Source organism: Pseudomonas sp. S31 (assembly GCF_016648105.1).
GTDB lineage: Bacteria > Pseudomonadota > Gammaproteobacteria > Pseudomonadales > Pseudomonadaceae > Aquipseudomonas.
Genome location: NZ_JACVVE010000006.1, coordinates 190,713 through 204,978, shown reverse-complemented (window position 1 = coordinate 204,978; position 14,266 = coordinate 190,713). Strand labels below are relative to the sequence as shown.

The following is a 14,266-nucleotide window of genomic DNA, read 5'->3' as shown; positions in this document are numbered from 1 at the left end:
ACCCACCACAGCGGCCACAGCGCCAGCGCCCCGGCCACCCCCGCCGCCAGGGCGAAATGCACCAGGCTGTCGCCTGCCCCGATCATCGCCAGCAACGCCCCACCCAGCCCCAGCAAGGCAATGGTGATCATCCCCAGCATGGCCGAGACCAGCCCCTTGCTCTGCTCGCTGGCGAACAGCGTCATGCGATACAGCACCGCATTGGCCACCCCCAGGCCCAGGGCATACAGCGACATACCGGCGACCACGCTGGTCACCGTCGGCCAGCACCAGGTCGCCAGCACCATCAGGCACAACCCCGCCAGATACGGCCACAGAGCCCCGCGCACCAGCGCCGGCAACGGGTAGCGATCGGCGATGCGGTTGATGATCAAGTTACCGATGATCAACCCGCCGAACACCGGCAACTGCCACAGGGCGTACTCCAGCGTGCTCAGGCCTTCGTCATGGATCAGCAGCACCGGCGACAGGCCGATCCAGCCGATCAGCGGCAGGCCAACCAGGCCCAGCGCAGCGCTGCCGGCGACGAAGCGTCGGTTTGCCAGCAACTGCCCGTAGCCGGCGAGCAGCGGCAGCAGGTGGATTGGCGTGAACGCCAGGCGCGAGCCATCGCGGCGCTCCACCCCGAGGGTTTCCGGCATCAACCGGTACAGCAGCAGCCACGTCAGCACCGCGCCGACCGCGAAGGCGACGAATAGCCAGCGCCAATCCAGCCATTGCAGCATCAAGGTGCCCACCAACGGTCCGAGCAGCGGCGAGAGCAACGCGATATTGGCCAGCAACGCCATCATGCGCACGGCATCGGCTTCGCTGAATGCCTCGTTCAATGCCGGATAGCTCACCGTCACCACGAAGCCAAGGCCGATGCCCTGCAGCAGCCGTAGCAGGTTGAACAGGCCGATGTCCTGGACCCAGTAAGTAGCCACGCAGGCCAGCGCAAAGGCCGCGCAGCCCACCAGCAGCAGGGGGCGGCGGCCATAGCGGTCGGCCAGTGGGCCGATCAGCCACTGCAACACCACGCCGCCCAGCAGGTACAGGTTCAGGGCATGGGGGATGTATTGCGGGCTGGCGTCGAGGTGTTCGACCACTACCGGCATGGCCGGCATCACGGCGTCGCTGGCCAGGTAGGTCAGCAGTTCGAACAGGGCCAGGGTCAAGCCGAACAGCAGGGCTCGGAGGGGGGTGATGTACAGCAGTGGCTTCATGGTGGGGTATCGGGTGGAGGCAGGAGGGGTCAGGGTATATGCCAGAAATGGCGGAGGTTTGCTGTGAACAAGTGTAAGGAGGCAGAAAAAACCGGGGCCGCTGCGCGCCCCTTCGCGGGGCAAGACCGCTCCTACACAAGCCCAACGCTGGACCCTGTGGGAGCGGGCTTGCCCGCGAAGGGCCGCAAAGCGGCCCCGGCCTTCGGCTGGAATTACTGCGCGGCAGTCTCCTGCACCACGCGAATCACCCGCTGCGGGAACGGGATGTCGATCCCTTCGGCCTTCAGGCGGTCACGCGCCTGCTCGTTGAGCATGAACATCAGCCCCCAGTAGTCCGCCGTCTTCACCCAGACGCGCAGCGATACCGTGATCGAGCTGTCGCCCAACTCCGAGATCACCGCCGCTGGCGCTGGCTCCGGCAGCACGCGTGGGTCCTTGGCCAGCTCAAGCAGCACCTCACGGGCCTTCTGCAGATCGGCTTCGTAGTCGACGCCAACGTTGAACACCACCTGGCGGGTCGGCTGGCGGTTGGTATTGGTGATGATGCCGTTGGACAGGGTACCGTTGGGCACGATGACCGTCTTGTTGTCACCGGTGCGCAGCACGGTGTGGAAGATCTGGATGCTGTCGACGGTGCCGCTGACACCCTGCGCCTCGATCCAGTCACCGATGCGGAACGGGCGGAACAGCAGGATCAACACGCCGCCGGCGAAGTTAGCCAGGCTGCCTTGCAGGGCCAGGCCGATGGCCAGGGTGGCACCACCGATGGCCGCCACGAACGAGGTGGTTTCGATGCCGATCATCGAGGCCACGCTGATCGCCAGCATGATCTTCAGCACGATGTTGGTCAGCGTGCGAATGAAACTTTGCAACGCCGGATCATGCACCTTCAGCCCGACCAGACGGGCCAGGCGGTCGCTGATCATGTTGGTGATCCACCAACCGATGGCCAGGGTCAGCAGGGCCAGCAGCACACGGCTGCCGTATTCCATGATCAAGGGAACCCAGGTCTGCGATTGGCGAACCAGCTGATCGACTTCAGCGTTCAAATCCATATTCATCTCCTGATGCCGAACGGCAACTGCAAGCTAGAACCGGCCACTGGACGAGCCACGGCCTTGGAACCGGTGGACAGTCGCAGCGCCAGCCGGTTCCGAACGACATCCGCCTCAGTCGCGGAAGTTGTTGAACTGCAGCGGCATGTCGAATTCCTTGGTACGCAGCAGGGCGATGGCTTCCTGCAGGTCGTCGCGCTTCTTGCCGGTGACGCGCACCTGCTCGCCCTGGATGGCGGCCTGGACCTTCAGCTTGCCGTCCTTGATGGTGGCGACGATCTTCTTCGCCAGGTCCTTGTCGATGCCTTCGCGGAACTTGGCTTCCTGCTTCTTTTCCTTGCCGGAGGCGTACGGGTCCTTGGTTTCCAGGCACTTGACGTCGATCTTGCGCTTGACCAGGGCCAGGCGCAGGATTTCCAGCATCGCCTCGAGCTGGAACTCCTCCTCGGCGGTCAGCACCACGGTCTGTTCCTTGTCCTTGAACTCGAAGCTGCCCTTGCCCTTGAGGTCGTAACGGCGGTCGAGGTCCTTGATGGCGTTGTCGACCGCGTTTTGTACTTCGTGCTTGTCCAGTTCCGATACCACGTCGAACGACGGCATGGCTATCCTCCATAAAATGAGCGCGCGCTCGGTCTGAAGATGGAGCGCGTCAGGGTTAGGGGGTTAAAATGCGAGCTCATTATAACGGGTTGCGAAACGCAGATGAGCAGCACCTGGCATATTCTCGGCGCCGGTAGCCTCGGCAGCCTCTGGGCCTGCCGCCTGGCCCACGCGGGCAAGGCGGTTCGGCTGATCCTGCGCGACGATCGCCGCCTGCGCGCCTACCAGCAGGCCGGCGGCCTGACCCTGGTCGAGCACGACCAGGCCCGGCAGTACGCGATCCCCGCCGAAACCGCAGGGGCAGCAGGGCCGATCCACCGCCTGTTGGTGGCCTGCAAAGCCTACGACGCCGCGCCCGCCCTCGCCCGCCTGGCCCCCCGGTTGGCCGAGGACGCCGAGCTGATACTGCTGCAGAACGGCCTGGGCAGCCAGGACGAAGTCGCCGACCAAGTGCCCCACGCCCGCCGCATCTTCGCCTCCAGCACCGAAGGCGCGTTTCGCGAGGACGACTGGCGCGTGCGCTTTGCCGGGCATGGCTTCAACTGGCTGGGCGACCCGGCCAACCCAGCGCTGCCAGAGTGGTTCGACGACCTGCAGGACGCCGGCATCCCGAGCCAGTGGACAGTGGACATCCTCACCCGCCTGTGGCGCAAGCTGGCGCTCAACTGCGCGATCAACCCGCTGACCGTATTGCACGAATGCCACAACGGTGGCTTGCTGGAGCACCTGAGCGAAGTCAGCGCGCTGTGCGAGGAACTGGCCCAGCTGCTGCACCGTTGCGGCCAGCCGGAAGCGGCGCAGGATCTCGACGAGCAAGTGCAGCGGGTGATCCTCGCCACCGCCGCCAACTACTCTTCGATGTACCAGGACGTGCGCGCGGGCCGGCGTACCGAGGTGCACTACCTGCTCGGCCACGCCTGCCGCACCGCCGCCCGCCACGGCATGAGCCTGGCGCGGCTGGAACACCTGCACCAGCGCCTGGTCGATAACCTGCGGGCCCGTGGCTTGCCCAGCGCCTGACGCTGGCACCTTCAATCGGATACGGACATTGCTTGCCCATGACCCTGCGCAAACGCCTGGACAACCTCCCGGTCGGGCAGAAGCTGCTGGCAGCGTTGCTGGTGCTGCTGGTGACCATCCTGCTGGTGGCCAACCTGACCTTCATCAGCGCCGCGTACTGGATCACCCAGGAGAGCATGGCGCCCCAGGCCCTGCAGACCATCGGCCGCCTGGTTTCCAACCCGCAGTTGTCAGCCCGCGCCGGCGACGACAGCGAGTCGGCCACGGCGCTGCTGCGCGAGCTGGACAGCTACACCCCGTTGCGCGCCGCCGCCATCTACGGCGGCGATGGCCGCATGCTGGCGCAATTGCAGCATGGCGAGCCACTGACCCTGCCCAAGCGCTACCGCAACATCGATGGCTGGCGGCTGATGGAGTTTCGCAGCACCCAGCTGGTGCGCCTGCCGCGTGATGCCCGCCCGCCGGCTCACCTGTTGCTGGTGGCCAGCAGTGAACTGCCGACCGCGTTCTACACCGGCACGCTCAGCGCCAGCCTGGCGATCCTGGTGTTCAGTATCCTGCTGTGGCTGGTCATCGCCCGGCAGATCAAGCGCCTGATCACCCAACCGATCAACCAGCTCGAAGAACTCAGCCGCCAGGTCACCCGCGAAGAGAGCTATGCCCTGCGCGCCAAGCGCGGCAATGACGACGAAATCGGCAGCCTGGCCGAGGCGTTCAACACCATGCTGTCGCGCATCGAGGCGCGCGAGCAGCAGCTCAAGCGTACCCGCGACGAGTTCCAGAGCGCCTACGACCAGGCCCAGGGCCTGGCCGAAGAGACCCGCCACACCAACCGCAAGCTGGAGCTGGAAGTCCAGGTCCGCAGCAAGATCGAGAAAAAGCTCACGGGTTTCCAGAACTACCTCAACAGCATCATCGACTCCATGCCCTCGGCGCTGATCGCCCTCGACGAACAGCTCTACGTCACCCAGTGGAACCACGAGGCCACGGTACTTTCCGGCACGCCGCTGGACGAGGCGTTGAACCAGCCGATCTTCATCGCTTTCGAGCCGCTGCGGCCGTTTCTGCCGCAACTCAAGGAGAGCGTGGAAAAGCACCGGGTGGCGAAGATCGAGCGGGTCACCTGGCCCAAGGACGACGACTTGCGCCACTACGCCCTGACCTTCTACCCACTGATGGGCGGTGGCGGCCGCGGCGTGGTGATCCGCATCGACGACATCACCCAGCGCCTGTCGCTGGAAGAAATGATGGTGCAATCGGAGAAGATGCTTTCGGTGGGCGGCCTGGCCGCCGGCATGGCCCACGAGATCAACAACCCGCTGGGGGCGATCCTGCACAATGTGCAGAACATCCGCCGGCGCCTGTCACCGGACCTGCCACGCAACCAGGAGCAGGCCGAGGAACTGGGCATCGACCTGTCCGGCGTCAATCGCTACCTCGACAGCCGGGAAGTACCGCAATTGCTCGACGGTATCCAGCAGGCCGGCGCGCGGGCGGCCAAGATCGTCACCCACATGCTCAGCTTCAGCCGCCGCAGCAACCGCCAGCTGGCCCCCTGCGACCTGCCCGGGCTGATCGACCAGGCCGTGGAAATCGCCAGCAACGACTTCGACCTGACCATCGGCTTCGACTTCAAGGGCCAGGCCATCGTCCGTCAGTTCGACCCCAACCTGGGGCCCGTTCCATGCACCTCCAACGAGCTGGAACAAGTGCTGCTCAACCTGTTGAAGAACGCCGCTCAAGCCATCCACCTGCGCCCCCAGCCCAGCGAGCCCGGGCGCATCACCCTGCGCACCCGGCTCAACCCGCCCTGGGCGGAAATCCAGGTCGAGGACAACGGCGTCGGCATGCCCGAAGCGGTGCGCAAGCGCACCTTCGAGCCGTTCTTCACCACCAAGGAAATCGGCCAGGGTACCGGGCTCGGCTTGTCGGTTTCGTATTTCATCATCACCAACAACCACAAGGGGCAGATGGAGGTACAGTCCACGCCCGGCCAGGGCACCTGCTTCACCCTGCGCCTGCCACTTGGCCAGCCGGCGCCTGCAATGCCCGGCAAGACGGAGGCATGACCATGGGCTATCGCCTGTCGAAGATCTACACCCGCACCGGCGACCAGGGCGAGACAGGCCTGGGCGATGGTCGGCGGGTGCCCAAGGACCATCCGCGGATCGAGGCGATCGGCGAGGTCGACAGCCTCAACAGCCAGCTCGGGCTGCTGCTGGCCGGCCTGACCGAGCTGGGGATGGAGGAAGTCAGTGAGGTATTGGCACCCTGCCAGCATCGCTTGTTCGACCTCGGCGGCGAGTTGGCGATGCCCAGTTACCAGGCACTGAACCAGAGCGAAGTGCAACGGCTGGAGACCGCGATCGATGTCTGGAACGAGGAATTGGGGCCGCTGAAGAACTTCATCCTGCCCAGTGGTTCGGCGCTGGTCGCTCAGGCCCATGTGTGCCGCAGCCTGGCCCGCAGTGCCGAGCGGCGCTGCCAGCAACTGAATGCGCTGGAGCCCTTGCAGGGGGTTGGGTTGGCGTATATCAACCGGCTATCGGATCTGCTGTTCGTGGCGGCGCGGATCATCGGGCGGCGCCAGGGAGTGGCCGAGGTACTGTGGGAGGCTGCGGCCAAGCCTTGAGATCGTAGGGGGCTGCTTTGCAGCCCATTCGCGGGGCAAGCCCGCTCCCACAGGGACAGCACAAGCCCCGAGCCATGCGCAATCCCTGTGGGAGCGGGCTTGCCCCGCGAATGGGCCGCACAGCGGCCCCTTGCATGCACGACTCAGCCCTCAGGCCAGAACGCCCGAATCCCGGCAACACCCTGGGCACCGGCCTCCCAGGCCTTCTCCCGCTCACCTGGCCCCACCCCACCCAGCAGATAGACCGGCTGGTTGAAACCGGCGATCAGCCGCTGCGCCTCTTCCCAGCCCAACGGAAGCGCCTCGGGGTGAGTCTGGGTCGGCTGTACCGGCGACAGGGTGACGAAATCGACGCCCATCTGCTCAGCCAGTGCCAGCTCCTCGGCACTGTGGCAGGACGCCGCCAGCCAGCGTGCAGTCGGGAATGGCCGGCCTTTGGCGGCATACTTGCGCAACTGCGCGGCGGTCAGGTGCCAGCCGGCCGAAGGGAAGTCGCCGAGCCATTCCAGCGGCCCCTTGAGCATCAACTGCGCCTTGCCCGCGCACAGCCCCACCGCATCCACCGCGATGTCCCGGTACTTGGGGTCGTAACCGTCCGGCGCCCGCAGCTGGATCAGGCGAATGCCCGCGGCCACGGCCTTCTGGATGCCCTTGAGCAACGCGGGCGTTTCCAGGCCATCGGGGGTGATCAGGTATTGGTCCGGCAGGCGAGCGGCCGCAACGATCGGCTTGTTGGCCTCGGGAAACGCGTACTGCCCCAGGTCACGCGGCGCCACCCAGGCCAACGGCTGGCCCTCGGCCCCGTGCGGCTCGCCGCTGAACGCTTCGACTTCGCGCACATCCAGCAGCACCTGCTTGTCCGGGTAGTCGTGGCTGACCTTGATCAGCGGCCGTGAACGGCTCACCTCGATCCCCAGCTCCTCACGCAGCTCCCGGGCCAGCGCCACTTCGACGCTCTCGCCCGTTTCCACCTTGCCGCCTGGGAACTCCCACAAGCCACCCTGGTGCTGGGTATCGGCACGTCGGGCGATCAGGATGTGCCCATCGGCACCGCGAATCACCGCGGCCACTACATGAATCCGCTTCACCCTTCGCGCTCCGCCAGGCCAGCTTTCTGCCAGGCCTGGAAGGCCGGCCACTGGTAGATCGTCTCGATGTAGGTGGCGGCCTCGGCCGGCACCTCCACGCGGTAGGTACGCAGGCGCACGGCCACCGGGGCGAAGAAGGCATCGGCCAGGGTCGGCCTGCCGAACAGGAACGGCCCACCGTCCTTGGCCACCAGGCGGCATTCGGACCACAGCGCGACGATGCGGTCGATGTCGACCTGCACATCCAGCGGCAGTTGTTCCAGCGCCTGGTCGCGCGACAGGTCGAACGGCATGGCACTGCGCAGGGCGAAAAAGCCGCTGTGCATCTGCGCGCAGGCCGAGCGCGCCTGGGCCCGGGCCGCCACGTCGGTCGGCCATAGCTGGGCGTCTGGATGCTGCTCGTTGAGGTACTCGGCGATAGCCAGGGAATCGGCGATCACGCCGTGCTCGGTCTTGAGCAGCGGCACCTTGCCGGTGGCGGAAAATGCGAGGAGGCGTTGGCGGGTGTCAGGCTGGTTGAGTTTGATCAGCGTTTCTTCATACGGCACACCGGCCAGCTCGAGGGCCAGGGCGCCGCGCAGCGACCAGGAGGAATACAGCTTGTCGCCGATGATCAGGTGGTAACTCATGGTTCGGCTCCATGTGTCTGGGAATGTTGGGGCCGCAAAGCGGCCCCGGTCACATCAGGTACGGTATTCGGCGTTGATCTTCACGTACTCGTGCGACAGGTCGGTGGTCCAGATGGTTTCGCTGCACTGGCCACGGCCCAGCTCGATGCGGATGGTGATTTCTTCCTGGGCCATCACCTTGGAACCCTGCTCCTCGGTGTAGCTCGGGCTGCGTCCGCCCTTGCTGGCGATGCAGACGCTGTCGAGGTAGACGTCGATCAGGCTGACATCCAGCTCCGGCACACCGGCACGGCCAACGGCGGCGAGAATACGGCCCCAGTTCGGGTCCGACGCGAACAGCGCGGTCTTGATCAGCGGCGAGTGGGCAACGGCATAGCCGACGTCCAGGCACTCCTGGTGGTTGCCGCCGCCGTTGACCTGCACGGTGACGAACTTGGTGGCGCCTTCGCCATCGCGAACGATGGCCTGGGCCACTTCCATGCACACCTCGAACACCGCCTTCTTCAGCGCCTCGAACAGCGCGCCGCTGGCTTCGGTGACTTCAGGCAGGTTGGCCTTGCCGGTGGCGATCAACATGCAGCAGTCGTTGGTCGAGGTGTCGCCATCGATGGTGATGCGGTTGAACGACTTGTTGGCACCGTCGAGCATCAGGTCCTTGAGCACCTGCGGCGCGACCTTGGCGTCGGTGGCGATGTAGCCGAGCATGGTCGCCATGTTCGGACGGATCATGCCGGCGCCCTTGCTGATACCGGTCACGGTGACGGTCACGCCATCGTGCTGAAACTGGCGGCTGGCGCCCTTGGGCAGGGTGTCGGTGGTCATGATGCCGGTGGCGGCCTCGGCCCAGTGGTTTTCCGACAGGTTGTCCAGCGCAGCCTGCAGCGCGCCCTCGATCTTCTCGACCGGCAGCGGCTCGCCGATCACCCCGGTGGAGAACGGCAGCACCGACTCGGCCGGTACGCCCGCCAGCTCGGCCAGCTTGGCGCAGGTGCGCTCGGCGGCAGCCATGCCCGCCGCGCCGGTGCCGGCGTTGGCGTTGCCAGTATTGGTCAGCAGGTAACGCACGGTGCCCTGCACACGCTGCTTGGAAAGGATCACCGGTGCCGCGCAGAAGGCATTGAGGGTGAACACGCCAGCGACGCTGGAGCCCTCGGCACAACGCATGACCACCACATCCTTGCGCCCGGGGCGCTTGATACCGGCAGAAGCGATGCCGAGTTCAAAACCCGGAACCGGGTGCAGGGTGGGCAAAGGACCAAGACCGACAGCCATTAGAGCGCTCCTCGAAAATACGGTTGATATCAGGGAAATGGGGCCGCTTCGCGCCCCATCGCGGCACAAGGCCGCTCCTACAGGGCTAGCGCGATACCTGTAGGAGCGGCCTTGTGCCGCGAAAGGGCCGCAAAGCGGCCCCCGGTTTGTCACGTTACTGCGAGTGGGTCAGATCATTCAATCTGACCATGGCAATGCTTGAATTTCTTGCCCGAACCACACCAGCACGGCTCGTTGCGACCCAGCTTCTGGTCGTTGCGCACCGGCGCGGTGGCCACGGCCACTTCGGCACCTTCCTCGGCTTGCAGCTCGCTCTCCAGGCCCGGCGCTGCGGCATGCTGGAACTGCATGCGGCTGGCCAGCTCCTCGGCCTCGCGGCGCAAGCGCGCTTCTTCCTCGGCCGGGTCTTCGCGGCGTACCTGAACGTGCGACAGCACGCGGATGGTATCGCGCTTGATCGACTCGAGCAGCTCCTGGAACAGGGCGAACGACTCGCGCTTGTACTCCTGCTTCGGGTTCTTCTGGGCGTAGCCGCGCAGGTGTATGCCGTGGCGCAGGTGGTCCATGGTCGACAGGTGGTCTTTCCACAGGTCGTCCAGCACGCGCAGCAGGATCTGCTTCTCGAAGGTCCGCAGGGCTTCGATGCCGGCCTGGTCTTCCTTCTCGGTATAGGCGCTGGTGATTTCGTTGAGCAGTTTCTCGCGCAGGGTCTCCTCGTAGAGGTGATCGTCCTCGTCGAGCCACTGCTGGATCGGCAGTTTCATGGCGAAGTCGCTGGCCAGCGAAGCCTCGAGACCGGCCACGTCCCACTGCTCGGGCAGCGACTGCGGCGGAATGTGCTGGCTGATGGTGGCATCGAGCACTTCCTGGCGGAATTCGGCAATGGTGTCGCCGATATTCTCTGCCGCCAGCAGGCTGTTGCGCATGTGGTAGATCACCTTGCGCTGCTCGTTGGCCACGTCATCGTATTCGAGCAATTGCTTGCGGATGTCGAAGTTGCGGCCTTCGACCTTGCGCTGCGCTTTCTCGATGGCGTTGGTGACCATGCGGTGCTCGATGGCCTCGCCGGACTGCATGCCCAAGGCCTTCATGAAGTTCTTCACCCGGTCGGAGGCGAAGATGCGCATCAGGCTGTCTTCCAGCGACAGGTAGAAGCGGCTGGAACCCGGGTCGCCCTGACGGCCGGAACGGCCACGCAGCTGGTTGTCGATACGGCGCGATTCGTGGCGCTCGGAGGCGATCACGTGCAGGCCACCGGCCTCGATCACCTGCTGGTGACGCTTCTGCCAATCGGCCTTGATCTGGGCGATCTGCTCGGCGCTCGGGTCTTCCAGGGCCGCCACTTCGGCTTCCCAGTTACCGCCCAGGAGGATGTCGGTACCACGGCCAGCCATGTTGGTGGCGATGGTCAGCGCCCCTGGGGCACCGGCCTGGGCGATGATCTCGGCTTCCTTCTCGTGGTACTTGGCGTTCAGGACCTTGTGGTCGATGCCTTCCTTCTTCAGGAGGTTCGACATGTGCTCGGAGGTCTCGATGGTCGCGGTGCCCACCAGGATCGGACGGCCCTGGGTCATGCTTTCCTTGATGTCGGCGATGATCGCGGCGTATTTCTCGTCGGCGGTCAGGTACACCAGGTCGTTGAAGTCCTTACGCGCGAGCGGCTTGTTCGGCGGAATGACCATCACGTTCAGGGAGTAGATCGACTGGAACTCGAACGCCTCGGTGTCGGCGGTACCGGTCATGCCGGACAGCTTGGTGTAGAGACGGAAGTAGTTCTGGAAGGTGGTCGAAGCCAGGGTCTGGCTTTCGGCCTGGATATTCAGGTTCTCTTTCGCCTCGATCGCCTGATGCAGGCCCTCGGACAGGCGACGGCCGGGCATGGTACGGCCGGTGTGCTCGTCGATCAGCAGGACCTGGCCGTCCTGGACGATGTACTCGACGTTGCGATGGAACAGCTTGTGCGCGCGCAGGCCGGCGTAGACGTGGGTCAGCAGGCCCAGGTTGTGCGCCGAGTACAGGCTCTCGCCCTCGGCCAGCAGGCCGGCCTGGGTGAGCATGTCCTCGATGTACTGGTGACCGGCTTCGTTGAGCTCGACCTGGCGGCTCTTCTCGTCGATGGTGAAGTGGCCTTCCTGGGTGACCTGGCCTTCCACTTCCTCGATGTGCTGGGTCAGGCGCGGGATCAGGCGGTTGATCTCGATGTACAGCTTGGAGCTGTCCTCGGCCTGGCCGGAGATGATCAGCGGGGTACGGGCTTCGTCGATGAGGATCGAGTCGACTTCGTCGATCACCGCGAAGTTGAGTTCGCGCTGGAACTTCTCTTCCTGGCTGAACGCCATGTTGTCGCGCAGGTAGTCGAAGCCGAATTCGTTGTTGGTGCCGTAGGTGATATCGGACGCGTAGGCAGCGCGTTTTTCTTCCGGCGGCTGGAAGGCCGAGACGATACCCACGGTCAGGCCGAGGAATTCGTACAGCGGACGCATCCAGTTGGCGTCACGACGGGCCAGGTAGTCGTTGACCGTGACCACGTGCACGCCTTTGCCGGACAGTGCGTTGAGGTAGACGGCCAGGGTACCGACCAAGGTCTTGCCTTCACCGGTACGCATTTCTGCGATCATGCCCTCGTGCAGGGTCATGCCGCCGATCAGCTGCACGTCGAAGTGGCGCATACCCATGACGCGCTTGCCGGCCTCGCGGGCCACGGCGAAGGCTTCGGGCAGCAATTGGTCCAGTGTCTCGCCTTTGGCCAGGCGCTCCTTGAACTCTGCGGTCTTGCCCCGCAGTTGCTCGTCGGAGAGGGCCACCATCTTCTCTTCGAAGGCATTGACGATAGATACCGTCTTGAGCATGCGTTTGACTTCACGCTCGTTCTTGCTTCCAAAAAGTTTTTTTAACAAAGGCGCAAACATATCGGCAGGATCTTCCACACGTAGGGATGGAGGGCGGCCCCATGAGTCGCCCGTGCAGCCCTGAGGCCGCATGCGAACGAGCATTCTACCCGGAAACGATGGTGAGGAAAGTGGTGGATTGCCACGATGCTGGCACAGCGCTTGGGCGGGGGCTTTTCTAAGATAGGGGCATTTTGCGTGAGTTCAACCCGTCGGTTAAATGAAACGTAGCGAGAATGACTCCTGTCTGTGTTGACCTCTTCGCGGGTAAACCCGCTCCTACAGGTGCCAGCCGCGCGTTGGGGCCTGTGGGAAAGGGCTTGCCCCGCGAAGAGGCCAGCACAGCCAACAGGAATGCTAGACTACCCGCCTAGCCACCTCATGCAGCCACCCATGGCCTTCAAACCCTCCCCCGCCCAGCCACCCGCCGCCCTGCTGCGCCAGAACCGCCCGCTACGCCTGTTGCTGAACCAGGCCGAGCGCCTGGAGCACCTGCAACGCCTGCTGGAAAGCCAGCTGCAACCGGCTGCCAGGGAACACTGCCATGTCGCCTCGTGGCGCGATGGCACCTTGCTGCTGGTGGTCACCGATGGCCACTGGGCTACCCGCCTGCGCTACCAGCAAAAACGCCTGATGCGCCAGCTCCAGGCCCTGGAAGCGTTCGGCAACCTGCACCGCATCCTCTACAAGGTGCAGCCGCCGCTGGTGCCGGCCAAGCGCGGGACGAACACCACCGAGCTGTCCGGCAGCGCCGCCGAAAGCCTGCGCGACACCGCAGAGGGCATCAACGACCCCAAGCTGCGCGCCGCCCTCGAACGCCTGGCGGCGCACGCCCGAGACAAATAAAAAAGGCCACCCGAAGGTGGCCTCAATGAACTAGAGAGTGTTCGAACTTACACGGCCGCAACAGGGCGCATGTACGAGATCGGTGCCGTGCTGGCATCTTCGAAAGTGACCACTTCCCAAGCATCTTTCTCGGCGATCAGCTTGCGCAGCAGCTGGTTGTTCAGCGCGTGTCCGGACTTGTAGCCCTTGAACTCGCCGATCAGGCTGTTGCCCAGCAGATAGAGGTCGCCAATGGCGTCGAGGATCTTGTGCTTGACGAATTCGTCTTCGGAACGAAGGCCGTCTTCGTTGAGCACACCGGTTTCGTCGACCACGATGGCGTTCTCGACACTGCCACCCAGCGCAAGGTTGTGCTTGCGCAGGTACTCGATGTCACGCATGAAGCCGAAAGTACGGGCGCGGCTGACTTCCTTGACGAACGAGGTGCTGGAGAAGTCGACGACCGCACTCTGGGTCTGGTCCTTGAGGACCGGGTGATCGAAGTCGATCTCGAAGCTCACCTTGAACCCGTCGAACGGCAGGAAGGTGGCGCTCTTGTCGCCCTCCTCCACAGTCACTTCGCGCAGGATGCGGATGAACTTCTTGGCTGCGTCCTGCTCTTCCAGGCCGGCAGACTGAATCAGGAATACGAAGGGTCCGGCGCTGCCATCCATGATCGGCACTTCCGAGGCGGAGAGCTCGACGTAGGCGTTATCGATGCCCAGGCCCGCCATGGCGGAGAGCAGGTGCTCGACCGTATCGACTTTGACGTCACCGTTGACCAGGGTCGTCGACATGGTTGTCTCGCCGACGTTGGCCGCGCGCGCCGGGATTTCGACCACAGGGTCGAGGTCGGCGCGACGGAAGACGATGCCGGTGTCAACAGGTGCAGGCTTGAGGGTCAGGTAGACCTTCTCCCCGGAGTGCAGACCGACACCTGTGGCACGGATGGTATTCTTCAGGGTGCGTTGTCTAATCATGGCATTGGCCGCTTCAGCGCAAATTGCGAACAGGTATCAACAAAGGCTGGGGATGATAACAGACCCGGCCTT

Annotated in this window: 12 protein-coding genes; 4 read left to right on the top strand and 8 right to left on the bottom strand. The window is 64.5% G+C overall.

The features are described from left to right. The 3 genes from IAE37_RS07455 to IAE37_RS07445 form a co-directional block, all read right to left on the bottom strand. A partial coding sequence (locus tag IAE37_RS07455; RefSeq protein WP_201171598.1) for an MFS transporter occupies positions 1-1,205 on the bottom strand: 1,205 nt, incomplete at its 3' end. 212 nt (positions 1,206-1,417) lie between these two features. Next, positions 1,418-2,260 carry a mechanosensitive ion channel family protein gene (locus IAE37_RS07450; RefSeq protein WP_201171595.1) on the bottom strand — a complete coding sequence of 281 codons (843 nt, stop codon included), beginning with the start codon at positions 2,258-2,260 and terminating at the stop codon, positions 1,418-1,420. A 114-nt stretch (positions 2,261-2,374) separates the two neighbouring features. Then, the gene (locus IAE37_RS07445) at positions 2,375-2,860 is read right to left on the bottom strand and encodes a YajQ family cyclic di-GMP-binding protein (RefSeq protein WP_054884610.1); all 486 of its coding nucleotides are present in this window, start codon (positions 2,858-2,860) and stop codon (positions 2,375-2,377) included. Positions 2,861-2,962: 102 nt separating this feature from the next. On the opposite strand from IAE37_RS07445, the gene IAE37_RS07440 reads away from it, so the two are divergent. Genes IAE37_RS07440 through IAE37_RS07430 form a run of 3 tightly spaced genes read left to right on the top strand, consistent with a single transcriptional unit; the run spans position 2,963 to position 6,512 of the window. Continuing rightward, positions 2,963-3,880, top strand: a complete 918-nt coding sequence (locus IAE37_RS07440; protein WP_201171592.1) for a putative 2-dehydropantoate 2-reductase — start codon at positions 2,963-2,965, stop codon at positions 3,878-3,880. Between the two features lie 38 nt (positions 3,881-3,918). Then, the gene (locus tag IAE37_RS07435; RefSeq protein ID WP_201171590.1) at positions 3,919-5,949 is read left to right on the top strand and encodes a sensor histidine kinase; all 2,031 of its coding nucleotides are present in this window, start codon (positions 3,919-3,921) and stop codon (positions 5,947-5,949) included. Between the two features lie 2 nt (positions 5,950-5,951). Further along, on the top strand, positions 5,952-6,512 hold the full coding sequence (locus tag IAE37_RS07430; RefSeq protein ID WP_201171650.1) for a cob(I)yrinic acid a,c-diamide adenosyltransferase: 561 nt from the start codon (positions 5,952-5,954) through the stop codon (positions 6,510-6,512). A 143-nt stretch (positions 6,513-6,655) separates the two neighbouring features. On the opposite strand, the gene IAE37_RS07425 is transcribed toward IAE37_RS07430, so the two are convergent. The 4 genes from IAE37_RS07425 to secA all read right to left on the bottom strand — a co-directional run bounded on the left by IAE37_RS07425 (position 6,656) and on the right by secA (position 12,410). After that, a complete protein-coding gene (locus tag IAE37_RS07425) occupies positions 6,656-7,600 on the bottom strand; it encodes a Nudix family hydrolase (protein WP_201171583.1) in 945 nt (314 codons plus the stop codon). Further along, entirely contained in the window at positions 7,597-8,229 is a 633-nt protein-coding gene (locus IAE37_RS07420) for a glutathione S-transferase family protein (RefSeq protein WP_201171581.1), read from the bottom strand. Before IAE37_RS07420 ends, IAE37_RS07425 begins: the two co-directional genes overlap by 4 nt. A 54-nt stretch (positions 8,230-8,283) precedes the next feature. Beyond that, positions 8,284-9,501, bottom strand: a complete 1,218-nt coding sequence (argJ, locus tag IAE37_RS07415; protein WP_201171579.1) for a bifunctional glutamate N-acetyltransferase/amino-acid acetyltransferase ArgJ — start codon at positions 9,499-9,501, stop codon at positions 8,284-8,286. Positions 9,502-9,674: 173 nt separating this feature from the next. Then, positions 9,675-12,410, bottom strand: a complete 2,736-nt coding sequence (gene secA / locus IAE37_RS07410) for a preprotein translocase subunit SecA (RefSeq protein ID WP_201171577.1) — start codon at positions 12,408-12,410, stop codon at positions 9,675-9,677. Positions 12,411-12,782: 372 nt separating this feature from the next. Here secA and IAE37_RS07405 point away from each other — a divergent pair, with 372 nt between their 5' ends. Continuing rightward, positions 12,783-13,235: a DUF721 domain-containing protein gene (locus IAE37_RS07405; protein ID WP_201171575.1), complete on the top strand. Its 453-nt coding sequence runs from the start codon at positions 12,783-12,785 to the stop codon at positions 13,233-13,235. A 47-nt stretch (positions 13,236-13,282) separates the two neighbouring features. On the opposite strand, the gene lpxC is transcribed toward IAE37_RS07405, so the two are convergent. Continuing rightward, positions 13,283-14,194, bottom strand: coding sequence for a UDP-3-O-acyl-N-acetylglucosamine deacetylase (lpxC, locus tag IAE37_RS07400; protein ID WP_201171573.1), 912 nt, complete (start codon positions 14,192-14,194; stop codon positions 13,283-13,285). Between the last annotated feature and the right edge of the window lie 72 nt (positions 14,195-14,266).

Coding starts and splice junctions, on each gene's coding strand:
- IAE37_RS07450 (WP_201171595.1), bottom strand. CDS start 2,260: ATGGATTTGAACGCTGAAGTCGATCAGCTGGTTCGCCAATCGCAGACC.
- IAE37_RS07445 (WP_054884610.1), bottom strand. CDS start 2,860: ATGCCGTCGTTCGACGTGGTATCGGAACTGGACAAGCACGAAGTACAA.
- IAE37_RS07440 (WP_201171592.1), top strand. CDS start 2,963: ATGAGCAGCACCTGGCATATTCTCGGCGCCGGTAGCCTCGGCAGCCTC.
- IAE37_RS07435 (WP_201171590.1), top strand. CDS start 3,919: ATGACCCTGCGCAAACGCCTGGACAACCTCCCGGTCGGGCAGAAGCTG.
- IAE37_RS07430 (WP_201171650.1), top strand. CDS start 5,952: ATGGGCTATCGCCTGTCGAAGATCTACACCCGCACCGGCGACCAGGGC.
- IAE37_RS07420 (WP_201171581.1), bottom strand. CDS start 8,229: ATGAGTTACCACCTGATCATCGGCGACAAGCTGTATTCCTCCTGGTCG.
- argJ (WP_201171579.1), bottom strand. CDS start 9,501: ATGGCTGTCGGTCTTGGTCCTTTGCCCACCCTGCACCCGGTTCCGGGT.
- secA (WP_201171577.1), bottom strand. CDS start 12,410: ATGTTTGCGCCTTTGTTAAAAAAACTTTTTGGAAGCAAGAACGAGCGT.
- IAE37_RS07405 (WP_201171575.1), top strand. CDS start 12,783: ATGGCCTTCAAACCCTCCCCCGCCCAGCCACCCGCCGCCCTGCTGCGC.
- lpxC (WP_201171573.1), bottom strand. CDS start 14,194: ATGATTAGACAACGCACCCTGAAGAATACCATCCGTGCCACAGGTGTC.